Origin of the sequence: Gilliamella sp. B2717 (assembly GCF_026536675.1) — a bacterium.
GTDB lineage: Bacteria > Pseudomonadota > Gammaproteobacteria > Enterobacterales > Orbaceae > Gilliamella > Gilliamella apicola_I.
Genome location: NZ_JAFNNQ010000019.1, coordinates 94,736 through 121,062, shown reverse-complemented (window position 1 = coordinate 121,062; position 26,327 = coordinate 94,736). Strand labels below are relative to the sequence as shown.

At 33.9% G+C, this 26,327-nt stretch carries 24 protein-coding genes, 1 other RNA gene and 1 pseudogene; 11 read left to right on the top strand and 15 right to left on the bottom strand.

Features of this window, described 5'->3' with window-relative positions:
* Positions 1–277: 277 nt before the first annotated feature.
* From pgsA to J3U35_RS04260, 13 genes and pseudogenes are all read right to left on the bottom strand, one after another.
* The gene (gene pgsA, locus J3U35_RS04320) at positions 278–832 is read right to left on the bottom strand and encodes a CDP-diacylglycerol--glycerol-3-phosphate 3-phosphatidyltransferase (protein ID WP_267359799.1); all 555 of its coding nucleotides are present in this window, start codon (positions 830–832) and stop codon (positions 278–280) included.
* A 108-nt stretch (positions 833–940) separates the two neighbouring features.
* Entirely contained in the window at positions 941–2,776 is a 1,836-nt protein-coding gene (gene uvrC, locus J3U35_RS04315) for an excinuclease ABC subunit UvrC (protein ID WP_267359797.1), read from the bottom strand.
* Position 2,777: 1 nt separating this feature from the next.
* Positions 2,778–3,455 (bottom strand): arginine ABC transporter permease ArtM, encoded by a 678-nt coding sequence (gene artM, locus J3U35_RS04310; RefSeq protein WP_267350988.1) that lies wholly within the window; start codon positions 3,453–3,455, stop codon positions 2,778–2,780.
* Between the two features lie 9 nt (positions 3,456–3,464).
* Positions 3,465–4,196 carry an arginine ABC transporter permease ArtQ gene (artQ, locus tag J3U35_RS04305; protein ID WP_416380676.1) on the bottom strand — a complete coding sequence of 244 codons (732 nt, stop codon included), beginning with the start codon at positions 4,194–4,196 and terminating at the stop codon, positions 3,465–3,467.
* Between the two features lie 131 nt (positions 4,197–4,327).
* Positions 4,328–5,062, bottom strand: coding sequence for a transporter substrate-binding domain-containing protein (locus tag J3U35_RS04300; protein WP_267359793.1), 735 nt, complete (start codon positions 5,060–5,062; stop codon positions 4,328–4,330).
* A gap of 23 nt (positions 5,063–5,085) precedes the next feature.
* Positions 5,086–5,814, bottom strand: a complete 729-nt coding sequence (artP, locus tag J3U35_RS04295) for an arginine ABC transporter ATP-binding protein ArtP (protein WP_267359791.1) — start codon at positions 5,812–5,814, stop codon at positions 5,086–5,088.
* A 173-nt stretch (positions 5,815–5,987) separates the two neighbouring features.
* Positions 5,988–6,623 (bottom strand): annotated as a pseudogene (locus J3U35_RS04290) (SanA/YdcF family protein); the annotation flags it as partial.
* A gap of 1 nt (position 6,624) precedes the next feature.
* Positions 6,625–7,314, bottom strand: a complete 690-nt coding sequence (locus tag J3U35_RS04285) for a CidB/LrgB family autolysis modulator (protein WP_267350978.1) — start codon at positions 7,312–7,314, stop codon at positions 6,625–6,627.
* Positions 7,311–7,766: a CidA/LrgA family protein gene (locus J3U35_RS04280; protein WP_267359787.1), complete on the bottom strand. Its 456-nt coding sequence runs from the start codon at positions 7,764–7,766 to the stop codon at positions 7,311–7,313. Before J3U35_RS04280 ends, J3U35_RS04285 begins: the two co-directional genes overlap by 4 nt.
* 80 nt (positions 7,767–7,846) lie before the next feature.
* Positions 7,847–9,280, bottom strand: a complete 1,434-nt coding sequence (gene sbcB / locus J3U35_RS04275; protein WP_267359785.1) for an exodeoxyribonuclease I — start codon at positions 9,278–9,280, stop codon at positions 7,847–7,849.
* Between the two features lie 292 nt (positions 9,281–9,572).
* The gene (locus tag J3U35_RS04270; protein WP_267359783.1) at positions 9,573–10,628 is read right to left on the bottom strand and encodes an alpha/beta fold hydrolase; all 1,056 of its coding nucleotides are present in this window, start codon (positions 10,626–10,628) and stop codon (positions 9,573–9,575) included.
* Positions 10,629–10,905: 277 nt separating this feature from the next.
* Positions 10,906–11,418: a ubiquinone anaerobic biosynthesis accessory factor UbiT gene (gene ubiT, locus J3U35_RS04265; protein WP_267359781.1), complete on the bottom strand. Its 513-nt coding sequence runs from the start codon at positions 11,416–11,418 to the stop codon at positions 10,906–10,908.
* The gene (locus J3U35_RS04260) at positions 11,419–13,047 is read right to left on the bottom strand and encodes a Na+/H+ antiporter (RefSeq protein WP_065557733.1); all 1,629 of its coding nucleotides are present in this window, start codon (positions 13,045–13,047) and stop codon (positions 11,419–11,421) included.
* Positions 13,048–13,206: 159 nt separating this feature from the next.
* Between J3U35_RS04260 and recO the strand changes: the two genes are divergently transcribed.
* The gene (gene recO / locus J3U35_RS04255; RefSeq protein WP_267359779.1) at positions 13,207–13,899 is read left to right on the top strand and encodes a DNA repair protein RecO; all 693 of its coding nucleotides are present in this window, start codon (positions 13,207–13,209) and stop codon (positions 13,897–13,899) included.
* 23 nt (positions 13,900–13,922) lie between these two features.
* Here recO and J3U35_RS04250 read toward each other — a convergent pair whose 3' ends face one another.
* Entirely contained in the window at positions 13,923–14,378 is a 456-nt protein-coding gene (locus J3U35_RS04250; RefSeq protein ID WP_267359777.1) for a YaiI/YqxD family protein, read from the bottom strand.
* A gap of 245 nt (positions 14,379–14,623) precedes the next feature.
* On the opposite strand from J3U35_RS04250, the gene thrS reads away from it, so the two are divergent.
* The 10 genes from thrS (at position 14,624) to J3U35_RS04200 (ending at position 25,052) form a co-directional block, all read left to right on the top strand.
* A complete protein-coding gene (gene thrS / locus J3U35_RS04245) occupies positions 14,624–16,549 on the top strand; it encodes a threonine--tRNA ligase (RefSeq protein WP_267350967.1) in 1,926 nt (641 codons plus the stop codon).
* 27 nt (positions 16,550–16,576) lie between these two features.
* Positions 16,577–17,116, top strand: coding sequence for a translation initiation factor IF-3 (gene infC, locus J3U35_RS04240; RefSeq protein WP_065557737.1), 540 nt, complete (start codon positions 16,577–16,579; stop codon positions 17,114–17,116).
* 85 nt (positions 17,117–17,201) lie between these two features.
* Positions 17,202–17,399: a 50S ribosomal protein L35 gene (gene rpmI, locus J3U35_RS04235; RefSeq protein WP_065557738.1), complete on the top strand. Its 198-nt coding sequence runs from the start codon at positions 17,202–17,204 to the stop codon at positions 17,397–17,399.
* 32 nt (positions 17,400–17,431) lie between these two features.
* Positions 17,432–17,785, top strand: a complete 354-nt coding sequence (gene rplT / locus J3U35_RS04230) for a 50S ribosomal protein L20 (RefSeq protein ID WP_024496189.1) — start codon at positions 17,432–17,434, stop codon at positions 17,783–17,785.
* 216 nt (positions 17,786–18,001) lie between these two features.
* Positions 18,002–18,985 carry a phenylalanine--tRNA ligase subunit alpha gene (pheS, locus tag J3U35_RS04225; RefSeq protein ID WP_267359775.1) on the top strand — a complete coding sequence of 328 codons (984 nt, stop codon included), beginning with the start codon at positions 18,002–18,004 and terminating at the stop codon, positions 18,983–18,985.
* Between the two features lie 16 nt (positions 18,986–19,001).
* Positions 19,002–21,389: a phenylalanine--tRNA ligase subunit beta gene (gene pheT / locus J3U35_RS04220; protein WP_267359773.1), complete on the top strand. Its 2,388-nt coding sequence runs from the start codon at positions 19,002–19,004 to the stop codon at positions 21,387–21,389.
* Positions 21,390–21,394: 5 nt separating this feature from the next.
* Positions 21,395–21,688 (top strand): integration host factor subunit alpha, encoded by a 294-nt coding sequence (locus tag J3U35_RS04215; protein ID WP_065557741.1) that lies wholly within the window; start codon positions 21,395–21,397, stop codon positions 21,686–21,688.
* A 140-nt stretch (positions 21,689–21,828) separates the two neighbouring features.
* Positions 21,829–21,924: signal recognition particle sRNA small type (gene ffs / locus J3U35_RS04210), an RNA gene on the top strand.
* A gap of 181 nt (positions 21,925–22,105) precedes the next feature.
* Entirely contained in the window at positions 22,106–22,975 is an 870-nt protein-coding gene (gene htpX / locus J3U35_RS04205) for a protease HtpX (protein ID WP_267359771.1), read from the top strand.
* 139 nt (positions 22,976–23,114) lie between these two features.
* Complete coding sequence (locus J3U35_RS04200) at positions 23,115–25,052, top strand: peptidase U32 family protein (protein WP_267359872.1); 1,938 nt, start codon at positions 23,115–23,117, stop codon at positions 25,050–25,052.
* Between the two features lie 289 nt (positions 25,053–25,341).
* Here the strand turns inward: J3U35_RS04200 and J3U35_RS04195 are convergent, their stop codons facing one another.
* Positions 25,342–25,740 carry a phage/plasmid replication domain-containing protein gene (locus J3U35_RS04195; protein ID WP_267359769.1) on the bottom strand — a complete coding sequence of 133 codons (399 nt, stop codon included), beginning with the start codon at positions 25,738–25,740 and terminating at the stop codon, positions 25,342–25,344.
* Positions 25,741–26,327 lie beyond the last annotated feature (587 nt).

Sequence of the window (26,327 nt, the reverse complement as noted above, 5' to 3'; positions counted from 1 at the left end):
AAAAAGGCCGAGGGATTTTAAATCCCTTGTGTCTACCGATTTCACCACCCGGGCTCAAAACTTAGTTACCTAAAGGTAATTGCGTTTCGGATGCTGTGCATTTTACCTGTCTTATCTTTTCAGTCAATAGAAATTTTAGATAAATTGTTTGATTGATTAATGTTTAACTTTATTCTGAATGTAAATTACACCATTGTATTAATAATCAGCAAAATAGGTCGTTTTAAAATGGCATATTGCTTTAATCATTTATGCCTTAAAACGATCATTTGGAAACCTATTTATTATCGAAAAAATCATTTTGTGCAATCCATAAATATTGCACCATTGATATTAACGTTAAAACTGTTGCAATAAATAGTGCGACAAGGCCTGCATATATTACAATATCGCAAGGGCGCCAAAGGAGCCATGTTAGGGCTGTCATTTGGGCGATAGTTTTATACTTGCCTATAGATGAAACCGCAACATTACTCCGTTTTCCAACCTCAGCCATCCATTCACGCAAAGCAGAGATAATGATTTCACGTGAAATGATAATTATAGCCGCAATAGAAATCCACCATGCTTGATAATATTGAGTGATCAGAATTAGGGCTATTGTGACAATAATTTTATCTGCAACTGGATCTAGAAACGCCCCAAACTTGGTCGTTTGTCCTAAACGTCTAGCTAAATAACCATCAAACACATCGGTTATTGCAGCAATTAGAAAAATTAATGCCGAAAAAAAACCAGACCATTCAGTTGGAAATAAGTAAAAAGCCAGCACAAAAAAAGGAATTAAAATAACTCGAAATAACGTTAATAAAGTAGGAAGATTGATTTTCATGTGACATAAGCTCTTTTTTTGTTTAATTAATCAATAGATTAACAAAAATTAAAAAAACGGGGTTTCTTAATGCTTATGTTGCCTGAAATATCATAATTTTTCAATGTGTTATTGTTGTAAATTTAAATAAATTTTTTCAGCTAACGATTTAGATATTCCTTGCACTTGGGCTATTTCATCAATACTGGCATTTTTTAATTCTCTTAGACCACCAAAGTGTTTAAGTAATGCTTGCCGTCTTTTTGAACCAATTCCTTCAATGTGTTCTAAAGCACTATCGGTGAGTTGTTTTACCCCTTTTTTTCGTTGCCCCACAATGGCATGATCGTGCGATGCATTACGAATTTGTTGGATAAGTAATAAAGCAGGCGAATGGTCATCAAGATAATGTCCGGTTCCATGCGCTTCAAAAAATAATGTTTCAAGACCTTCTTTTCGCTCAGCACCTTTTGCCACCCCCACTAAAATAGGGTGATGTTTGTCCCAATTGACATTGAGCCCTTCAAATACTTGTAAAGCTTGGTTTAACTGTCCTTTACCACCGTCAATAAAAATAACATCAGGTATTTTTTCATCAGGCAGATCTTTTTTATTGTAACGTCTTGTTAATACTTGCTCCATTGCTGCATAGTCATCCCCCGGTGTAATACCCGTAATATTGTAGCGGCGAAATTCCGATTTTACCGGACCTTTATCATCAAAGACAACGCAAGAGGCTATTGTGTTTTTTCCCATGAAATGACTGATATCAAAACATTCCATACGATTGATTTTATCAATGCCCAAAAAGGTTTTAAGTGCATCGTAACGTTGTTTATTTGTCGAATTGGTTAATAATTTATTCTTCACTTCAGTTTGCGCATTGACGGTTGCAATATTGAGTAACTTTAAATTATCGCCTTTGGGCTCATCAACCAATTTGACTTGATGCTCAGCAATAAGTGACAGTGTCTCTTCCATGGGTTGTTTATCCGACAACGAAAAATTGAGTAGGATCTTTTTCGGAATATTACGATTTTGGTTGCCTTGCAAATAAAATTGCCCTAAAAAGGTTTCTATTACTTCTTCCAATTCAGTATTTGATGGTACTTTAGGAAAATAAGAACGATGCCCAAAGGTTTGTCCATTTCGGATAAATAAGACATAAATACAAGCTATACCAAACTCGTAGTGGAAGCCAATAACATCTAAATTATCATTATTGTTGTAAATGGCTTGTTTTTCGTTGATATGTTTAATGGCTTGTAACTGATCACGTAATGCTGCTGCTTTTTCAAAATTGAGTTCATTACTTGCTTTTAGCATATCTTCAGTGATTTTTTGTAAGATCTGATCGGATTGTCCTGATAAAAATAATCTCACATAATTAACTTGTTCGTTATAATCTTCATCACTCACTAATCCCGGCACACAAGGTCCTAAACAGCGTTTAATCTGATATTGCAGGCAGGGGCGAGTTCTGTTCCGATAGGTGGTGTTCAAGCACTGTCTAATCGGAAACGTTTTTTGTAATAGCGCTAAAATCTGTTTAACTGCATATCCACTAGGATAAGGACCAAAAAACTCATCTTTTTTGCGATTAATCGCCCCACGATAAAGTGATAATTGTGGATGTCTTTCTTTACTTAATTTAATAAAAGGATAGCTTTTATCATCTTTTAAAAGAACATTATAACGTGGTTGATGTTTTTTAATGTAAGTCTGTTCTAATAGTAGGGCTTCGGTTTCGGTATTTGTAATCGTAAATTCAATACGATGGATATGGCTAACTAACATATCCGTTTTCAGTGTTTTTTTACTACTATTAAAATAGCTTTTTAGTCGGTTATTCAGATCTTTAGCTTTACCCACATAAATAATCGTCTCTTTATCATTAAACATCTGATAAATGCCCGGTTTATGTGGGACTGTTTTTAAAAAAGATGTTGAATCAAATTGGCTCATATTAGTTTTCAAATGTGAGGGCTTTTTTCTCTATTATCCTCATAATGGTGCTTAATAATCCATTTATCAAGAGGTAAACGAATCCTGCAACAATAAATATTGAAAAATCGTAATAATCACCATTAAGCTGATTACTATACCCCATAATATCCATTACCGGAATCATCGAGGCTAGGGCGGTGCCTTTTACAACAAAAACGACTTCATTGGAATAGGTGGACAAGGCTCGTTTTAAAGCATAAGGCATGACAATTTTTAAGGTTTGTCGTTTATTCATACCAAGAGCCTCACAAGCTTGCCATTGTCCTTGTGGAACAGATTTTAAAGCACCATAAAAAATTTGTGTGGTATACGCCGCACTATTTAGCGTTAAAGCTAAATAAGCACAAAACCAAGGCGAAGATATGAGATCATAAAATCGCGGAAATTGACTTAAAAAGTCAGCGAACTGTGAGGGGCCATAATAAATTAAAAATAACTGAACTAATAGGGGAGACCCCGTAAAGATAATAATATAAGTACGTATTACCTTTGTTAATACAAAATGATTAAGTGATAATAAGCATGAAAAAACGATAGCCAAAAGCCCCGCAGTTAAGATACCTAAAATTCCCAGACTTAACGTGTCAGGAAGACCTTGTAGGATGATTTTAAGATAATAAACAAAATTATCAGACATAATTTAACCTTACAAACTTTTGGCAGAAGAGGGTTGTTCAAAATAAGTTGCACGTTTTTCGATTCGTTCAATCACTTTTTGACTTAAGATTGAAATAATCAAATAGATTACCATTGCGATCGCATACCATAGAAATGGTTGATTAGTTCGTGCAATAATCGTTTTGGTTTGCATCATTAGATCATTGATTGCAATGGCTGAGACTAGTGCGGTATCTTTTAATAATATCAACCATTGATTACTTAATCCTGGTATAGCATGGCGCCACATTTGTGGTATGATAATACGAAAGAAAGTTCTAAATTTACTTAAACCAAGCACTTGAGCAGCCTGTTTTTGTCCACTTGGTATAGCTTTAAATGCACCTCTGAGCGTTTGGGATGCATAAACTGCATAAAGTAGCGATAATGCAATGACACCACATAAAAACGGATCGGGCTGAGTATTGGCAATATGCATTTGGATATGAACTGAGGTAAATATCAATGACATATCAAATCCATCATCTAGTGCCATTAAAAGAAATGGTAAACCATTATAGATTGCAACGACAATTAATAATTCAGGTAGTGCTCGAATCGTAAGGCTAATTAAAGACATTAGCCATGCAACAGGTTTAAATGGAACGGATTCTAGAATTGTGAAAATAAAAGCAAAAACTATACCAACAATCATTGATACAAAAGCTAATGACAATGTGATGGATGTTGCTTTTGTTAAAGGCACGATAAAACCGTCCATTAAGGACATTATCCAGTTCATTGCATATGCTAAAAAGTCTGACATAAAAAAACCGTATTTAAATTAAAAAATAAATTCGCCGCATTTTAAGCGGCGAGATCACAATAATATCAAATTTGATAGTTTATTAGCTATTTGTTAAACCATTTTTTATAGATGGCGTCAAGTTCACCATTTGATTTTAATTTATCAAGTGCTTGATTAAACTGTTCTCTTAACTGATCATTGCCTTTACGTAAGGCAATGCCTAAACCTTCTCCAAAAAAATCATGATCGGTAATTTTATCACCTAAAGCAACAATATCTGTTTCCTTACTTAACCAATCACCCGCGACTAAAGAACTGGCTACAATCGCATCGATTCGTTTAGCTTTTAAATCTAAAAACGCATACTGATAGCTATCATAACTAACAGGTTTCACGTCAGGATATTTTTCATTTAAATATTTCAAATAGGTTGTCCCTTTTTGAATACCAATTCGTTTACCTTTTAGTTGTTCCAAATCTGTTAAAGTGTCTTTCAATGTAATAAATTGAATTGAGCTATCATCGTAATAAATCTTTGTAAAATCAACTTGTTTTTGACGTTCAGGCGTGATGTCTATCCCAGCAATTGCTGCATCAATTCGACGCGTTTTTAAACTAGGAATTAATCCATCAAAAGATTGATTAACAATTTTACAAGAAGCGTTAATTTCTTCACAGATTTTGTTGATCACATCAATATCAAACCCGACAATTTCGTTTTTGTCATTGGTGAATTCGAATGGTGCATAAGTGGCTTCTGTACCGATAGTTAAATTTTCAGATGCTTGAGACGTCAATGCAACGCTGGCAAGCAAAATAGCAAATAAAGTTTTTTTCATATCTCCACCCAATTTTATAATCATTAATGTGATAAATAAGCTTTAAATTCTTCGGTTTTAGGATGAGCAAAACATTCTAATTGTCCTTGCTCAATAATTTTACCGTGTTCCATATAAATCACTTGTGAAGCGACTTTACGAGCAAAATCGACTTCATGAGTTACAATAATCTGCGTTATTCCTGTTTGCGAAAGTTCGTTAATAATTTCAGCAACTTGTGATGTAATAGCCGGATCTAATGCTGCTGTAGGTTCATCAAACAACAAAATTTGTGGCTCCATCATCAATGCTCTGGCAATTGCTACTCGTTGCTGTTGACCACCCGAAAGGTGCAGAGGATAGCGATTTGCCATTTCGTCAATTTGCAAACGTTGTAATATCAACATTGCTTTATCAGTCGCTTCTTTTTTAGATAAATTTAGTACTTGGCAAGGTGCTTCAATCAAGTTTTCAAGCACCGTTAAATGGGGCCATAAATTATAGTTTTGGAAAACCATACCCACATTTTTACGTAATTGTCTGATAGTGGTATCACTGATTTTTTTGGAAAAATCAAAATGGGAATTAGCTATTGTCATTTCACCTGATGTTGGTATTTCAAGTAAATTAAATACTTTTAGTAAAGAGCTTTTTCCTGCGCCACTTTGACCTAATAATACAATAGTTTCACCTAGAGGATAACTAAGTGAAACATCTTTCAATGCATGATGAGTACCATAAAAACAGTTAATATGGCTTAATTCAATATTCATTATAAATGTTGGCTAAATTAAAAAAATTGACTAAATATTACTTTTTTTTGCATAAAAATGCAATCTAAAATATGAGACAAATAGTATTCTAAATGAATCTAGTATTTATCTTTATGATAAAATTTGAAAATTTAATGATGTTCAAATTTAAAAATTAATTATTTTTCAGATATGATAGGAATTACAGGACCCAAATATTTAGGTTCTTTATTCAAAATATAGAGATCGATGAAGGCACTAACACGAGCTAATGTTTCACGAATTCTGACTAATTTCATACTATCTGGTGCAGGAACAGCAAAACATTGTGCTTGAATGTTCTGGGCTAATGCAATAAATATTGCTCGTTCACAATGAAATTCTTGCGTAATAATTGTAAAACTTTTAGCGTCAAAAACTTTGTTGGCTCTGACAACTGAATCCAATGTTCTAAATCCGGCATAATCTAATACGATTGCATCGCTAGGGATTCCCGCTTTAATTAAATCTTTTTTCATCGTGACGGGTTCATTGTAGCTTTGAAAAGAATCTTCACCATCACCACTGAGTAATAGATAATCGACTTTATGCTGATTATAAAGGGATATTGCGCCATTAATTCGATTTTGATAAAAAACATTTTTACCACCACCTCGAACATATTTGGAGGTACCAAGTACTACACCTACGTTTTGATAGGGTAGTTTATTTACATCGTGGTATATATAAGGTGCGGTTTCATAGCTTATCCAATAATCCAAGCCAGCAATTACACATATGAGTAAGAAGCAAAGACTAAATAAATTTTTAATTATTTTTTTTAATTTCATGTTAGAACCAGTTAAAAATAAAGACTAAAATTGGAAATAAAAATGGAGCTATTAAAGACGTCATTATACCACATAATACTAATGATAAAGAACTATATGCGCCTTCATTATAATCAACTTCTATACATCGAGCAGTACCAACTGCGTGTGAGACTGCACCTATTGATAATCCTCTAGCAGAAGCGGATTTTATTTTTGCTATATTTAATATTTGATGACCAAAAATTCCCCCTAATGTGCCAACCAATATAACACAAAGGGCTGCGATTGACGGAACACCGCCTTCGTTGTTGGCAATCGTCACAGCAATAGCCGTAGTGACTGACTTTGGTAAAACCGACGCAGCTATTTCGGTATTTCCTCCTAACCAAAATACAATACTGACGCCAGTTATCATTGAAGCAATTGACGCGCTAAAGGTGATAATGATAATTGACTTCCAACGGGCTTTAATTTGTGGAATGAGTTCGTAGAGCGGAAAGGCTAAAGCGACAACAGAATAAGGTAATAATTTATTTATAATATCGACATTACTAACATATTCTGAATAACTGGTTTGACTTATTATCATAATTGGAATAAGCACTATCACCGAAATCACTAACGGATTAAATAATGGTGTTTTAATTTTAAAAGCAATTTTTCGAATAATCAGAAATACACAAACAGTTAAAGGTAACATCCAGATCATAGTGGTTTTTCCTTATTATTATCTGATAAATCGAAATTTTTGGCTGTTTTTTTATGAAGTTTTTCTGTCAACCAAGCTGTTAATAGTAATACCAACAGTGAACTACCAATACTTCCAAAAATGATGGGTAACCAATTATTTAATAGCAATGTGTAATTATCCATTATCCCCATTGCAGCAGGAATAAATAGTAATGTCATATAACGCATAAATAAATTGCAGCTATTTTTTATCCAACGAGTAGGGATAATTTGAAAAGCTAATAAAAAGAATAGGGTTAAAAGACCGATAATACTACCAGGAATCATGATGGGTAAGAGCTGAGAGATGAAATTACCCACCCAAAGACTTAACGTTAAAATTAATAAACCGCGACCATAACTAAACAACGAATAGTATAAAGAATATAATCGATGTTTGATTGTGGCGTGTTTAGCTAAAAAATGTTTCATAGTCTAAAATTTAATAACTTGTTTGATTGTTGATAACAGACTGCTTTATTTGGCGTCTATAATACGCCCCTCAATTTTAATTATCCAACTAAATAATGGCAGTAATGATAAAGCTGTTTTATCAAAGCTAATTTTTCGGGTTGTTGAACATAAGTTTCAGCAAGTAATTCTAAAGTTAAAATGTAATCTTGAATCTTAGGCGTATTTAGTTTATCACGACAATAATCTTGCCAAATCATCTGTTCGTGATGAGTTAGGATTTGAGGAAAGTTTCGAGCTTTGTATCGAAAAAAAAGTGTACTTAAGCGAGGGTCTTCAAATTTCAGAGATAAACTATCTAATAACTGTACTGGCGTTGTTTGTACTGTTTCACAATATAGTTTATCCTGATTACTCAAAAATCCATTATATATTTGTGCATCTACATCCGTATTAGCCGGATAATCATGACTTAAGCTAAATAATTCTCGCATTTTATCTTGCAACAAAATTTGATTTTGTAATAGCTTTTGTTGTTTGTTTAAGCATTCTTCAATATTAATTGAAAATCGTTTAGCATTTTCAGGTAGTAAAGTTTTTATCGGTGCAAGGATAGGGCATTTGTTAATATGGACGAGTTTTAATGGAATGCGAGATTCATCAAGTTCAAGATCTTCCGTTTTTGTATAAAGTTTTTCGCGTATTATATTTACTGGTAAATCAATAATTGAATCAATATCGCCAGTGAGATCACAAACTATGACGGCATTATTTTGTAGCGGATGCCAAGCGATAGGGCATACTAATGACATATTTCCTCGATAACTACCCAGCATACCCGAAACATGTACCAGAGGGGTCATATTGATTATATCAATAAGTTCGGCAACTTTATTTTTATTGCGCAATGTAAAAAAATAGTTAAATAATTTAGGTTGTTTTTCTTTAATTAATTTTGCAATGGCGATAGTGGCATACACATCTGACATTGCGTCATGAGCATGTTCATGCGTAATATTATTTGCTTTGGTTAAATGTTCTAACCGAAAACTGGGATAAACCGAATCGTTGGTTGGCCAATGAATACCTTCAGGTCGTAAGGCATAACACGCTCTTACTACATCAAGAAGATCCCATCTTGAATTACCATTTTGCCAACAGTAGGCGTATGGGTCGTAAAAATTACGGTAAAGGATATTGCGGGTCACTTCATCATCGAAACGAATGTTATTATAACCTAAAATGCAAGTATTGGGTTCACTAAATGCTTGATGAATTAATTTGGTAAATTGAGCTTCATTCACTCCTTTTTGATTTGCTTGTTGTGGAGTAATACCCGTAATGAGAACCGCTTCAGGATTAGGTAGATAGTCTGGTGCTAGCTTACAATATATAACTAAAGGCTCTTCAATAATATTGAGATCAACATCAGTTCGAACACCCGCAAATTGAGCGGGTCTATCAAGAGCTGGATTAATACCAAATGTTTCATAATCGTGAAAGTAAAAAGTAGGTTGTTTGGCGTTATTTTTCATTTTATCGTTTTACTCTTGATGATTTTTGATCTGTCACTTACCTAAATTATACAATATTTTACTTAATTTAAATTATTTAAACGTATTTATTTTGCCATATAAGTAAGTAATTTTTGTTGAAACAAATGGCTTTATTCGTTTAATATCCACGGATAAAAATTAGAAAGATTACAAGTTTAAAAAATGGTTATATTATTTATAATATTAGGTTAGTTAATTGTGAGTTTTTTAATAAGAAAGAAGTGAATAGTTAAGCGTATTTATTCACTTCATGAGTAAATAATATCAACTATTAATTTAAATTATTCTCTTCTAGAAAAAGAATCAATTGGGCTTTCCATAAGTCCGCTATCATTGTTGTGCCATGTCCGGTAGTTTTTTCAGAAGCTGGAATCAAGTAGTACTTTGCATTGGGAATCTTCTGTATGGCTTTTTCCATTAAATCGGTCGAAGCTGGATTTCTTTCATCATCCTCAGAGTTGATAGCTAAAATTCGTGCTTTGATTTTATTTAAATCTTTGGTTGGATCATAATTTCTTGCCGCATCCCATTGATATAAAAAATCGTTAGTATCCATCGTAACACGTTCGTTTAATTTATCTTTTAATATTTTTTCTGTTTCTTCCGTATTATATGCTTGCTTTTGCCATGCAATGTCACCGCCATTAGTTGCGATATTGTAGTAATTATAGACTAATTGAAACTGTTCGGGTTGTTTGGTATAAAAACCTTTGTTCCAGTCGGGATCATCTTTGATAGCATTGATAACCATTTTACACATAATCCAGTTACGGCTGGACATTGGCGCAGGGGTAGCAGCCATAGGAATAGCGGCTGTCATATAATCAGGATACATCGTTACCCATTTCCATGTATTCATTCCTCCCATTGAGTTACCGATGATTAATGCTATATGCTCAATATTTAGCTTATTTTTTAATAGTTGATATTGAGCATTAACCATATCGGTATAATCATAATGAGGAAAATCGCCTTTTAAACCGTCAGAAGGTTTAGACGATTTACCCGTGCCTATTGCGTCGGGGAGGATAATAAAATATTTTTCAGCATCTAATGGCATTCCTTTATCAAACAATGCATGACCAAAGCTATTATTTAACATTGCGCTACCACTTCCAGTTGTACCATGCAATATTAAAATTGGTTTGTTGTCAGGATTGCCAAGAGTAGTGTAATGTATTTTTATACTTTCAGTTTTTCCATTATTAAATTTGAAATGTTCAATCATATAATCCGACTCTTTTTTGTTATGAAAACCTAAACAATGCCCAAAAAAAGGTATTGTCAAAAAAACAAACATGAAGAATTTAGTCTTTCTTTTGAGCATAATTTTTCTCCATTTTCTATATGCACCATAAAGATAAGGAATATTCATTAAGCCACAATGAACCAGATAGGAAAATCAAGTTTTTGCCACATTGTGATTTTAATCACAATATGATGATAATATTTTTTTAAGTAACAGATAAATAGGCAATTTAAACAATCTTTTCTAGAGAATTCATACCTGTTTTATTAATAGTATAGGTAAGAAAAAGTAAGATAGGGGGATGATATAATCAATAAAAAAGGGGGAAATATAATCCCCCATAGCTGTTATTAGTTTAAAATGTATTTTTCGGCGCAGATTCTATAATGTTGGCCATTTTTTCAAGGGTCAGCCTTAAAAGTTTAGGCATTGAATCAAGTTCAATGGAATCCATTAGATTTTTTACATACAGTCCTAATTCTGTATCACCTTCGACGATTAGTCGCCGTTGGAAGAATAGGGTGTCTGGATCTTGGCGCCGAGTTGCTATCATAATCAGATCGTTTGCATTACCAATAAAACTTACATCAGCAATTTCCTCTCGACTCACTACGAGTTTATTATCAATTAAGCTAACAAACCAAGTAAGTTGAAGATCGGTAACTTCAATTTTTAACCAACGATTTTCTAAAAAAACGAGATCACCATCTTCTAAAGAATGTTTAAATTGTAGTTGTAATAGTTGTTCAATTGCCTGTTTTTTCAAATTAAACGGAATACAACGTAAAGTTAGCCCCAAAACATGAGGGGCTTTGTCAACAAACTGTGAATGAATATGGCCTAAAAACTGATGTTTGTTTGTTATCATTTATGAATCTCCAGATATCATTTTTTCATAAATATCGAGGTCAGTATTTAAATGTTCAAATGTTTCTTCACTCACTTCATTACGAACTTTCATTTGTAGTAAAGCTGTGCGTTCTGCACCGATTGCCACAAGACGCATACGTCTTTCAAGATTTTCAGCTTCCATCGCTTTTTGTTCTAAATCTTTTAATCCTGTTCGACGTCTTAAAGAACCGATAACACGTGAACCAACTTCATGTATTATTTCTTGATCTAAGCCCGCTTCAGACGTTTCTTGAAGTAAATTGTTTTGCATTTTTTCAAGACTCACAATAGCTTCTTCCGCCATTTGCCCCTTAACTGTCAAAATTTCATTATCTTGTTGAGAGTTATCTAAAATAACACTACCTCGTAATAAAATAGGTAAGACGATAACCGCAGTAATTAATGAAATTAAAATAATGCCAGCTGCGATAAAAACAAGTTGATAACGACCACCAATTGTCATTGGAATAGATAATACACCCGCTAGGGTAATAGCTCCGCGAACACCAGCAAAAGTGGAAATCCAAAGATCGCGTGTAGTATAAGAACGGAATGCAAGTGGACGTTTTGTTCCAAATGGTAAAGTAGGCATATGTTTCATAGCCCATAACCAAGCAAATCGTGTTCCCATTAATACGATAAATACAAACACGACAATAAAGCATAATTGCCATACTTCAATAGAGGAGTCTGTTTGGTTTTCAGCAAAAGTATTATTTAAAATACTTGGTAATTGAATACCTAATAAAATAAAGACAAATCCATTGAATACGAATGTTAACATCGACCATGTACTATCTGATTGTAAACGAGCGGTCAAAGGGGCGTTGCGCATCATACCAGAATGGTTAACAGTCATACCAGCACTCACAGCGGCTAAAATCCCTGAACAGTGACATTCTTCAGCAAGGATATAGGCAGCAAAAGGAAGTAAGAATAGTAAAACAATTTGGATGGCGGGATCATTGTGGGTTAATTTATTAATTAAACGTAAAATACGTGCATATAACCAAGTAAATAAAACACCAACAGCTAAGCCACCAAGAGCGACAACAAAGAAAGAAAGACTAATTTGTAATAAATTAAATTCAAGCAAGCCCGTTGCAATTGCAATAGCAAATTTTAATGATACCAGACCAGATGCATCATTCATTAAAGCTTCGCCTTCAATAATCTCCATTTTTTCTTTTTCTATACGCCCTTTACCGACTATTCCACCTAGTGCAACGGCATCGGTAGGTGATAGTACTGCAGCTAACGCGAGTGCGGCAGCTAATTCAACTTTTGGTAACATCCAATTTAGAAGGTAACCTAATGCAATTATAGAAATAACGACAAGAACGAGTGCTAATCCAACAATTTCTCTGGCATTATGTACAAAGTCTTTGACTGATGTTTTTCGTCCATCTGCAAAAAGCAATGGAGGTATGAACAATACCAGAAATAGTTCAGGGTCAAATTTTACATAAATACCAAAAGCTGCTAAAACACAACCCAGTAGTATTTGCATAAGTGGTAACGGAATTTGGAATGGTAGTAATTTTATTACCACACCTGAAAGTGATACAATTAGCACTATAAGTAATATTGTTGAAAAAAGTTCCATGGTTTTCTATTAGTTATCCTATAATCATCTCATTAGTTAGCTATTGATTATATCGGAAATTTAGTTTAATTTCAGTTGAAAATTTAAAAAAATTATTCATTTTTTAATCAAGCACTCTTTTTAATCAAAATTATAGTTATATGATAAAAGGCATTTTAAATGGAAAATTGGCAAAGGGCATTTGTCTTACATACTCGTACTTATAGTGAAACAAGTCTATTAGTCGATTTATTTGTTGAAAATGCAGGGAAAATAACGGTGTTAGCCAAAGGGGCTAGACGTAAAAAATCTTCATTGAAGGGCATTTTACAACCTTTTACCCCCATTATTGTTCAATATTCTGGTATGGGTGAAATAAAAACTTTACGACAAGTTGAAGGTATAGCGCTAACGTTGCCGCTTTTTTCTGTATCGTTATATAGTGCTTTTTATTTGAATGAGTTATTGCATCGAGTTTTAGTTCCCGAAGTTGGCGTACCTACACTTTTTGAACACTATCTTAAAAGCTTGCAACAATTAGCGCAGCTAGTTCCGGCTGAAAATGTGTTACGTTCATTTGAATTAGCATTATTAGAAAGTTTAGGCTATCACATTGATTTTTTTCATTGTAGTGCAACGGGGGATGAAATTATCGAATCGATGTATTATCAATATCAGTCAGAAAAGGGTTTTATCAGTAGTTTACTTGAAAATAGTACCAGCTTTACGGGTAAAGAAGTATTGGCATTAGGTTATCGTCAATTTTGTGATGAGGATACATTAAAAGCGGCTAAACGGTTTACTCGAATGGCATTAAAGCCTTATGTTGGTTCAAAACCATTCAAAAGTAGAGAGCTGTTTCTGAAAATTTAAGAATTATGCACTATAAAAAATGATTACCCTTCTTTTGATAATTCACAAACTAATTTATCAAGTTGATTGGCAAATTTTTCTCTATCCTTGTTTGAAAATGCAGAAGGTCCTTTAGATTGTATACCACTAGCCCGCATTGTTTCCATAAAGTCTCGCATCACAAGTCGCTCTTTTATGGTTTCTAATGTGAAAGGTTCACCTCGTGGTGTTAGCACAAAAGCCCCTTTATGAAGCACATCAGAGGCTAATGGAATATCAGACGTGATTACTAAATCATTTTTTTCAACTAATTCAACTATTTTATTATCAGCTTCATCAAAGCCATTTACTACCTGTAATCTTTTTATAAACGGAGACGTGGGAATAGTTAACCATTGGTTTGCAACTAAAGTTATAATTATTGATTTACGATTCGCTACCCGATATAGGATTTCTTTAATAGGGTTAGGGCAGGCATCAGCATCAATCCATATTTTCATCATTTTTCACAATCAAATTTTTCATTTATAGGCAGAAAATTATAAACTTTAATCACTCTACAAAGTAACTTATTTTTAATTGAGTTAATCAATTATTATTGTTCTCATAATGAGTTGATAAAACAGTGACAAGATAAAGCATATGTCTATTTGAAAAATAGCACATAAATGGTATTATACACGGTCAATTTTTTATGTACGCATGTGCGCTTTCGTGTGGCGCACCACTGTTATAAGGATTTTATATGCCAATTATTACTCTTCCTGACGGAAGTCAACGTCAATTTGATAAGCCTGTTAGTGTTTTAGAAGTTGCTCAAAGTATCGGAGCAGGCCTTGCCAAAGCGTGTATTGCTGGGCGAGTTAATGGTGAACGTAAAGATGCTTGTGATTTGATCGAGCATGATTCAACTCTAGCGATTATCACATCAAAAGATGAAGATGGACTTGAAATAATTCGTCACTCATGTGCTCACTTGTTAGGTCATGCAATAAAACAACTTTGGCCAAATACGCAAATGGCAATCGGTCCCACAATTGATAATGGCTTCTATTATGACGTCGATCTAGATCACTCTTTAACTCAGGAAGATCTTGATGCATTAGAAAAACGTATGCATGAATTGGCTAAAAAAGATTATGAAGTAAAAAAAGAAGTGGTGAGCTGGGAACGAGCAAGAGAAGTTTTTTGGGAACGACGTGAACCTTATAAAATTGCAATCTTGGATGAAAATATTCCGAAAGATTCAACGCCAGCACTTTATCATCATGAAGAGTATATTGACATGTGTCGTGGTCCTCATGTTCCTAATATGCGTTTTTGCCACCATTTTAAATTACAAAAAGTTGCTGGCGCTTATTGGCGTGGTAACAGTGATAATAAAATGTTACAACGCATTTATGGCACAGCTTGGGCAGATAAAAAACAATTAGATAGTTATCTGCAATTTTTAGAAGAAGCAGCTAAACGGGATCATCGTAAAATCGGTAAACAGCTTGATCTTTACCATATGCAAGAAGAAGCGCCAGGAATGGTGTTTTGGCATAATGACGGTTGGATTATTTTCCGTGAGCTTGAAGTATTTGTTCGTACCAAATTAAAAGAATACGATTATCAAGAAGTGAAAGGCCCTTTTATGATGGATCGTGTTTTATGGGAAAAGACAGGACATTGGGGTAACTATAAAGAATTAATGTTTGTTACCTCTTCTGAAAATCGAGAATACTGTATTAAACCAATGAACTGTCCGGGACATGTTCAAATTTTTAATCAAGGTTTAAAATCTTATCGTGATTTACCATTACGTATGGCTGAATTTGGTAGTTGTCATCGTAATGAACCTTCTGGATCTTTACATGGTTTAATGCGTGTTCGTGGTTTTACCCAAGATGATGCCCATATCTTCTGTACAGAAAGTCAAATTCGTAGTGAAGTAAATAGCTGTATCAAAATGGTTTATGATACTTATAGTACTTTTGGCTTTACAGACATAACTGTAAAATTATCAACTCGTCCGGAAAAACGAATTGGTAAAGATGAAACATGGGATTTAGCAGAAAAAGACTTAGCTGAGTGTTTAACTGAAAATGGCATAGAATTTGAATATTTACCGGGTGAAGGTGCTTTCTACGGACCAAAAATCGAATTTACTTTACACGATTGTTTAGGTCGTGCATGGCAATGCGGAACAGTTCAGCTTGACTTTATGTTACCAGAGCGTTTAGATGCAACTTACGTGGGTGAAGATAATGAGCGTCATGTTCCTGTCATGATTCACCGCGCAATTTTAGGATCAATGGAACGTTTTATGGGAATTTTGACAGAAAACTGTGCGGGATTCTTCCCTACTTGGTTAGCACCATTGCAAGTTGCAGTTATCAATATTACCGATAATCAAGCTGAATATGCTAAACAATTGACCGAGAAACTGCAAAAAGTTGGAATTAGAGCAAAAGCAGACTTGAGAAATGAGAAAATTGGGTTTAAAATCCGCGAGCATACTCTAAAACGTGTTCCTTATATGTTTGTCTGTGGTGACAAAGAGATGGAATCAGGTAAAATATCAGTTCGAACGCGTCAAGGTAAAGATCTTGGTAGCTTTGAAGTGAAACATGTTATAGAATTGTTGCTTAACGAAATTCATAGTCGTTCATTAGAACAGATGAATTAAAGATAAATTAATTTGGAGGAATGAGATATTAAAGTCAGTAAACGAATTCAGTCAACACGTGCGCATAAAATCAATGATGAAATTACTGCTCGCGAGGTGAGATTAACCGGCGTCGATAGTGAACAGCTCGGTATTGTTAGCTTGGATGAAGCTTTAAAACAAGCTGAAGAAGCTGCTTTAGATTTAGTTGAAATAAGCCCTAATGCAGAACCACCTGTTTGTCGAATTATGGATTATGGCAAGTTCCTCTATGAAAAAAGTAAAGCAACAAAAGAACAGAAGAAGAAGCAAAAGGTTGTTCAGGTTAAGGAAATTAAATTCCGACCTGGTACAGACGAAGGCGACTATCAGGTAAAACTCCGCAGCCTGATACGCTTTCTTGAAGATGGCGATAAAGCTAAAGTCACGCTACGTTTCCGTGGACGTGAAATGGCTCACCAGCAGTTAGGGACTGAAATGCTTGATCGCATTAAAGAAGACTTAGCTGATTTGGCAACGATTGAATCTTATCCAACTAAGATTGAAGGTCGTCAAATGATCATGGTGCTTGCGCCGAAGAAGAAATAATGGTTCATCAAGCTAATTCTTAATTTTATTGAGAATTACACCATTTTTTCATTGTCATTAACAATGCGAAGTAGGAATTAGTAAAATGCCTAAAATTAAAACAGTAAAAGGCGCAGCAAAGCGCTTTAAAAAAACAGCTTCTGGTGGCTTCAAGCATAAGCAAGCTAACAAGAGTCATATCCTAACTAAAAAATCAACCAAACGTAAACGTCATTTACGTGGTTTGACAACTGTGTCAAAAGGTGATTTAGGTTTAGTTGTAGCGTGTGTTCCATACGCTTAATTTATTGGTTAATTATTTAGAGGATATTATTTATGGCTCGTGTTAAACGTGGTGTTATTGCTCGTGCACGTCACAAGAAAATTTTAAAACAAGCAAAAGGGTATTACGGAGCTCGTTCACGTGTATATCGTGTTGCTTTCCAAGCGGTAATCAAAGCTGGACAATATGCTTATCGTGACCGTCGTCAACGTAAACGTCAATTCCGTCAATTATGGATTGTACGTATCAATGCCGCAGCTCGTCAATGTGGTCTTTCTTATAGCCGTTTCATCAATGGATTAAAGAAAGCATCAATTGAAATCGATCGTAAGATTCTTGCTGATATTGCTGTATTCGACAAAAATGCATTTGCTGCATTAGTCGAAAAAGCAAAAGCTGCACTATAATTGCTTTATAAGAGCCGAGTTATCTCGGCTTTTATCGTTATGGATAGCAATAGTTATTTTAACAAAGTGAATTAATGATGATATTAATTATTTTTCGTTTCTTTTTTAGCTTTAATGACGATATGCATTCGTGAGGCAAATGAAAAACGAAAGATAATTATAAAAGCCTCAGAAAGAGGCTTTTTTTATGTAATGAACAATAAGCAGGAGAATTTTATGTCTCAATTAGTTGAACTGGTAAGCAATGCCAAATCCGCTATTGAAAGTGCTGATGACATTAATATGATCGAACAGATCCGAGTGGAATATTTTGGTAAAAAAGGCTATTTTACGTTACAAATGGCTTCATTACGTGATGTTCCTGCGGAAGAGCGACCAGCTGTAGGTCAAAAAATTAATGATGCTAAACAAGAAGTTGTCGAATTATTAAATCAAAAACGAAGTTTCTTAGAGCGTCAAGCTCTTGATGCGAAGCTTGCCAATGAAACAATTGATATCACTTTACCAGGTAAAACACTTGAACTCGGTGGCCTACATCCTGTCACCAAAACGATTCATCGTTTAGTTGAGTTTTTTGGTGAACTCGGGTTTGTTGTTGAAACAGGTCCAGAAATTGAAGATGATTATCATAATTTTGATGCATTAAATATCCCTGCTCACCATCCTGCTAGAGCAGATCATGATACTTTTTGGTTTGATGCTAAACGTTTATTACGTACTCAAACTTCTACCGTACAGATTCGTACCATGGAAAATCAAAAACCACCAATTCGAATTATTGCACCGGGCAGAACTTATCGTAATGATTACGATCAAACTCATACACCAATGTTCCACCAAATGGAAGGGCTATTAGTTGATAAAAATATTAGTTTTACCCATTTGAAAGGGCTATTACATGATTTTCTTCACTGCTTTTTTGAAGATAATATGGAAATTCGTTTTAGACCCGCTTATTTTCCGTTTACCGAACCTTCTGCCGAAGTTGATATTAAAGCTAAAAATGGTAAATGGTTAGAAGTATTAGGGTGCGGAATGGTACATCCTAATGTCTTACGAAATGTAGGTATCGATCCAGACGTATATAGTGGTTTTGCCTTTGGTATGGGAATCGAAAGATTAACCATGTTACGTTACGGTGTCACTGATTTACGTTCTTTCTTTGAGAATGACTTACGTTTTTTAAAGCAATTTAATTAATTCTGGAGATCAAAACATGAAATTTAGTGAAAGTTGGCTACGTGAATGGATCAATCCAGAAATAAGTAGCGATACCTTAGCCGATCAATTAACCATGGCAGGCTTAGAAGTTGATGATGTTGAGGAAGTGGCCGGTAACTTTTCGGGAGTTGTAGTCGGGAAAGTTGTTGAATGTAAGCAACATCCAAATGCAGATAAGCTAAGAGTTACCAAAGTAGATATTGGAAAACCAGAATTACTCGATATTGTTTGTGGTGCTCCAAATTGTCGTCAAGGATTAACTGTTGCTTGTGCAACTGTTGGTGCAATTTTACCCGGTGATTTTAAAATTAAAGCCGCAAAATTGCGAGGTGAACCATCAGAAGGGATGCTCTGCTCTTATTCAGAACTTGGAATAACGGACGATCATAATGGCATAATTGAATTACCTGATGATGCTCCTTTAGGGCAAGATATTCGTGAATACCTGAATCTTAACGATGTTTCAATTGACATCAGTGTAACGCCAAATAGAGCTGATTGTTTTGGAATCATTGGTGTCGCTCGTGATATTTCAGCAGTGAACAATATTCCAATGAAATCACTTCAAGTTGAAAGCGTGCCTGCAACAATTTCAGATACATTATCAATCCAAATTGATGAGCCTAAAGCTGCGCCTCGTTATTTAGGGCGTGTTATCAAAAATATCAATGTAAACGCATTAACCCCACTTTGGATGAAAGAAAAATTACGTCGTGGTGGAATACGGTCTATTGATGCGGTTGTCGATATAACAAATTTTGTTTTGTTAGAGCTTGGTCATCCAATGCATGCATTTGATCTTGCCGAAATAGAAAAGGGCATTATTGTGAGATATGCTCGAAAAAGTGAAAAAGTTATTTTACTTAATGGCAATGAAACTGAATTGAATGATCAAACTTTAGTTATTGCGGATCATGATAAAATACTTGCCTTAGCCGGTATCATGGGCGGAGAAAAATCTGGTGTGACTCAATCGACGAAAGATATTTTTCTTGAATCGGCCTTCTTTGCACCATTAGCTATTACCGGGAAAGCTCGTGAATATGGTCTGCATACTGAAGCGTCTCATCGGTATGAAAGAGGAGTTGATCCAGCTTTACAAAGCATTGCGATGGAAAGAGCAACACAACTTATCCTCGATATTTGTGGCGGTGAGGTCGGACCGATTGTTGACAAAACCAGTTCAACTGAATTGCCAAAATCAGCTAACATACAACTACGCCGTAATAAAATTGATAGCATAATTGGTTATACAATTGATACACAAAAAATCACTGATATTTTAGAAAGACTTGGATGTAAAGTTAATTATAAAAATGAAATTTGGTCAGTTGAAGCACCAAGTTGGCGTTTTGATATACAGATAGAAGAAGATCTCGTTGAGGAAGTGGCGCGTATTTATGGATATAACAATATTCCAAACGCCAACCTAAACATTGAGTCTGTCATGCAGCCAAAACCAGAAGGTCAAATTTCATTAGCTAGAATAAAAGATTTATTAGTTGATAAAGGTTATCAAGAAGCTGTAACTTACAGTTTTGTTGATCCAAAAGTACAACAAATTTTGCATCCCAATTTAAACCAAATTCACTTACCTAATCCTATTTCAAGTGAAATGTCAGTTATGCGTTTATCACTATGGACTGGATTATTAGGCGCAGTGTTATATAATCAAAACCGACAACAATCAAGAATTAGATTGTTTGAAACTGGCTTACGCTTTATTCCAGACGATAAAAGTGAATTTGGTGTTCGTCAGGAACAAATGTTATCGGGTGTAATTACGGGTAATTTATATGAAGAACATTGGACATTACCTAAAAAAGCTGTTGATTTTTATGATCTAAAAGGGGATATTGAGTCAATATTTTCGATTCTAGGATGTGCTCAAGACGTACGCTATGAAAAATCTAATTTGTCTGCTTTACATCCAGGACAAAGTGCCGCTATTTTTGTAAATGATGAAATTATTGGTTATTTAGGTGTTTTGCATCCAGAAATTGAAAAAAAATTATCTTTAAATGGTAAAACGCTTGTTTTTGAAATAAATTTAGCTAAAATTAATAACAAAAAGGTACCGTCGGCTCAGGACGTATCAAAATATCCGTCAAATAAACGAGATATTGCTATTGTCGTTTCAAATACAATTCCAGCAGCAGATATTATTTCTGAGTGTAAAAAGGCTGGTGGTGAGCAACTTATCAAAGTTAATCTGTTTGATGTTTATCAAGGCGATAACATTAAGGATGATGAAAAAAGCCTTGCTATCAGTTTGATTTTACAAGACAAATCACGTACACTTGAAGAAGAAGATATAACAAACATTGTAAGCAGGTGTGTTACTGCTTTACAAATTCGTTTCAAAGCCCTATTAAGAGAATAATAATTATGACATTAACTAAAGCTGATATTGCAGATCGTCTTGCCGATAAATTTAATATTGATCGTCAAGAAGCTAAAGTCCTTGTTGAACTTTTTTTTGAAGAGATACGAGTGGCTTTAGAAAAAGGGGAACCTGTTAAATTATCTGGGTTTGGTAATTTCACTATTCGTGATAAAAATTCACGACCGGGTCGAAATCCAAAAACGGGTGAAAGTGTAGATATCTCTGCTCGTCGGGTTGTTACCTTTAGACCAGGAATTAAATTTAGAGATCGCGTAGAAAAAAACCTAACGCTTTAAAAGTTAGGTAAGTATTCGTGTGATAATTAAACGACCTTTTTTTGATTGATTAAAGAAAGGTCGTTCAATTTTTTTTATTAAAAAAATGTTTGTATTAATTAATTGATTCAAGCATAATACGACCTCCTCAATGGAGGCTCTATGGGTCCTCTTGCAACATTTCTTTGCTCATCAGGTCAGGTCCGGAAGGAAGCAGCCAAAGTAAAAAATATGTGTGTGGGATGTGGCTGATAGGGTCTCCTCCAAACTATCTGCAATGCTTTAATCTTTTCAAAAATAAAACTAACTAACTGATCATTCTATATAACAACATATAGCCATCCTATCTAATAGAAAGAAGTATTTTTGTTGAATTAATATAATAGGCAATTTTCTAGGCTTTTTTATTAAAAGCTAAAAACAATATGGAGTAGATTTATGATGCGAGTAGGGCTATTTATACTGACTAACTTAGCAGTAATGTTTGTCTTTGGTATTATCCTAAGTATATTGGGGGTAGATGCTCACAGTACTTTAGGATTATTGATTTTTGCAGGTATATTTGGCTTTGGTGGTTCATATATATCTCTTTTATTCTCTAAAACAATAGCATTAAAATCGGTTAAAGGAAAACTGATTAAACGTGCGGCCAATGCTCAAGAACAATGGTTATTAAATATTGTTCATCATCAAGCTGAACAGCTTGGTTTAAAAATGCCAGATGTGGCTATTTATGAAGCTAATGATATGAATGCATTTGCTACAGGAGCAAGTAAAAATAGTTCATTGGTTGCCGTTAGCTCTGGTTTATTAAGTACGATGTCACAAGATGAAGCAGAAGCTGTCATTGCTCACGAAATGAGTCACATTGCTAATGGAGATATGGTTACAATGACTTTATTACAGGGGGTGATTAATACATTTATTATTTTTATATCCAGACTATTAGCTTCATTGGCAACTCAAGCTATGGATGAACGTAATCGAGGATCATCCCAAATGATTTATTATCTAATTGTTATGGTCTTTGAAACCGTTTTTGGTATTCTGGCAAGTATTATTACTATGTGGTTTTCACGATACCGAGAATTTCATGCTGATGCTGGTTCGGCAAAATTGGTAGGTGCAAATAAAATGATTGCTGCATTAGAAAAGCTAAAAACAAGTTACGAACCTAAAGAAGATTCATCAATAATGGCATTTTGTATAAATGGTGCGAAAAAAATTAAAATTTCAGAACTATTTATGTCTCATCCGCCATTAGACAAACGTATAGCGGCTTTAAAAGCACGAAATTATTTTAAATAGAGATCACAAAATAATATTTTATTAAATAAAAGTATTAACCCGTTATTATTGACAAGTCTAAGTGAATTCACTATAACGCTTGTCAATAAAATAGAACACTAAAAATTATAAGTATTTTTGAGAATAAACGATGTCACAGATGGATCAATATCAGAATAAAAACCAATTAGAATTACTAAGTCCTGCAAAAAATATTGAAATTGCGATGCAGGCAATTTTACATGGTGCAGATGCTGTATATATAGGCGGGCCTAGTTTTGGCGCTCGTCATAATGCAGGAAATTCGGTTAGTGATATTGCAAAATTAGTTGAATTTGCACATCGTTATTACGCTAAAGTTTTTGTTACGTTAAATACGATTCTTCATGATAATGAATTAGAATCTGCAAGACAATTAATTTGGCAATTCTATCATGCAGGCGTTGATGCGTTAATCGTGCAAGATATGGGTATTTTAAATTTAGATATTCCACCAATCGACTTACATGCCAGTACGCAAATGGATATTCGAACGCCAGAAAAGGCAAAGTTTTTATCCGATGTTGGTTTTTCGCAAATTGTATTAGCACGTGAATTAAACTTAAATGAAATTACGACTATTTTTAAGCAAATAGATGCAAAAATAGAGTTTTTTATTCATGGTGCGTTATGTGTCGCTTTTTCCGGGCAATGCTATATTTCACATGCGCAAACTGGGCGTAGTGCTAATCGTGGAGATTGCTCACAGGCTTGCCGATTGCCTTTTACTTTAAAAGATAATCAAGGACGTGTTGTTGCTTACGAAAAGCATTTGTTATCGATGAAAGACAATTATCAATCAGATAATTTAGAATCGCTAATCCAAGCTGGTGTAAGATCGTTTAAGATAGAAGGGCGTTATAAAGATTTAACTTATGTAAAAAATATAACTGCACATTATCGACAAAAATTGGATAACATCCTTTCAAATTCATCGAATTTAACGGCTGCTTCTAGTGGCAAAACAGAATACTTTTTTACACCAGATCCAACACGAACATTTAACCGTGGTAATACAGACTATTTTGTTACTGGTCGAAAACCTGACATTGGTGCTTTTGAGTCGCCAAAATTTATTGGATTACAAATTGGTGAAATAACTAATGTAACCGCTCAGTATATTGATATTAAATCTGAAAAAATGTTAACTAATGGTGATGGTCTAAATGTCCTCATTAAACGAGAAGTGTTTGGATTTCGAGCAGATAAAGTCGATAAATTAGGTGCTAATCAATATCGGGTTTATCCTAATGAAATTCCTAAATCGCTTAATACCATCAAATTGCCTTTTATTGTTAATCGTAATTTAGATCATTTATGGCAACAAAACTTACTCAAAGATTCAAGCGATCGTCGTATTGGTGTTTCGTTTGTGTTGTCTAATATCGATAATGGAATTCAGTTGAAAGCCAAAAGTGAGGAGGGTATTTGTGTCGAATTAGATCTGATTGGTCAATTTGATTTGGCGAATCAAACTGATAAAGCGTTAAAAAATATTCAAGATAATCTATCTAAACTTGGGCAAACTATTTATTATTTGTCTGAGCTTATTATCGATTTATCGATAATTTATTTTATTCCCAGCAGTCAACTTAATCAATTCAGACGAGACATTATTGAAAAATTAACTTCAGCAAGGTTAGCAAGCTACCAAACCAATAAGCGTAAGCCTGAAACTAATCCAAAACCAATTTACCCCGATAATCAATTAACTTATTTAGCTAATGTGTATAATCATAAAGCGCGTGAGTTTTATAAACAACATGGTGTTCAATTAATAGAAAGCGCATATGAAGCTCATGAAATTAAAGATGATGTTCCTTTGATGATAACAAAACACTGTTTGCGATTTGCGTTCAATTTATGTCCAAAACAAGCTAAAGGTATTCAAGGTGTCAAAACAAAAGTGACTCCAATGAAGTTAATACAAAATAATAATGAAGAGCTCATTTTGAAATTTAACTGTAAAGCATGTGAAATGCAAGTTTGGGGTAAAATTAAAAATCATGTTTTAAAAATGCCATTGTCAGGAAGCGAAATTATTTTCATATCTAAATAAAATGCTTTGGTTTTGGTTCATTCAAATTTCAATACATTTATTTCAAATAATTTTTGGTTACAAATAAACATTCAACTTTAGAAATTTTGGCAAAAAATATTAAATGCTAAAGTATGAATGTTGATGTTAATTAGGAATAGGTTATAACTCAGTAAGGCAATAAATAGTATTATCATCAGATAAAATAACAGAATTTATGGATTCCTAAACAATAAATATTATTTAACATAATATACATTATCCGCACCACGATAAACGTACGTGAATTTTCATCATTTAGCTAACCAATTTACGACGCTAATTTAAATATCTGTGGCATTTTGTACCAATCAGGAATTGGACAATCAGATACCGTAACCTGTCGAATTTCTCGAACAGAAATCGGGCTGAATTTTGCCAGATTGCAACGTTGTGCTATGTCGATGCCGATTTTTCTCAAACGTGCTCTGTGTATTTGAACCTGTGATTTGTTAAAATCAAATGTTTGTCCATGCGCCCATTGAATCGCATACATTGCAGTAGTATTTGCTGAACGTGTGGTTTCTACTACGCCACACCTTATTAATTGTTCGCTAATAGTTTCAAAATCCATCGCATTAACCGCCAGTTTTTTATCTAAATTTAAAAATTCATCATGTAATTCATTTAATCGTTCATAGTTTGATAATCCCCAATAATGTGAAAACATATCTGTATAAATTTTGTTATGCGTTCTAGATAATAAATGTTACATTATTATTTAGGATTAGGATTTTGATTAAATCGTTTTAAGGTTTGGTAATTTTGACAGTGATTTTACGATAACCGTTTCAATTATTTTTAAGAAAAAGAATTCCGGGTAATTGCATTTATAGTTAGATATAGATAATGAGTTAAACAAAAATATGATAATTAATAATGATATGGTTTTAGCTGTTCCAATAGCTGTTTTATTGGTTATTTTGATATTATATATGAGTTATGTTGATAGAACTTATCTAAATAACACGATTGAAAAACTTTTTAAAAAAAGAAAATTTAGAATTATTTTGGCTGTTATCATGATATTTATTGTGCTTGTATTTTTTGATGGTAAACATAAAGGCTTATTTTTTATGATTTAACGGATTGTATTTAGCCAGTTGGGTATTCTATAATAAATTAATAAGTGAGCTTTAAAAAATTAACTTGAATTCGTAATTATAAATCATTGAACTAGATTTAATTTTTACTTATAAATCTTATATAACGCCCTATTCTTCATGAACATTATAACCATATGAATGAAAAAATATT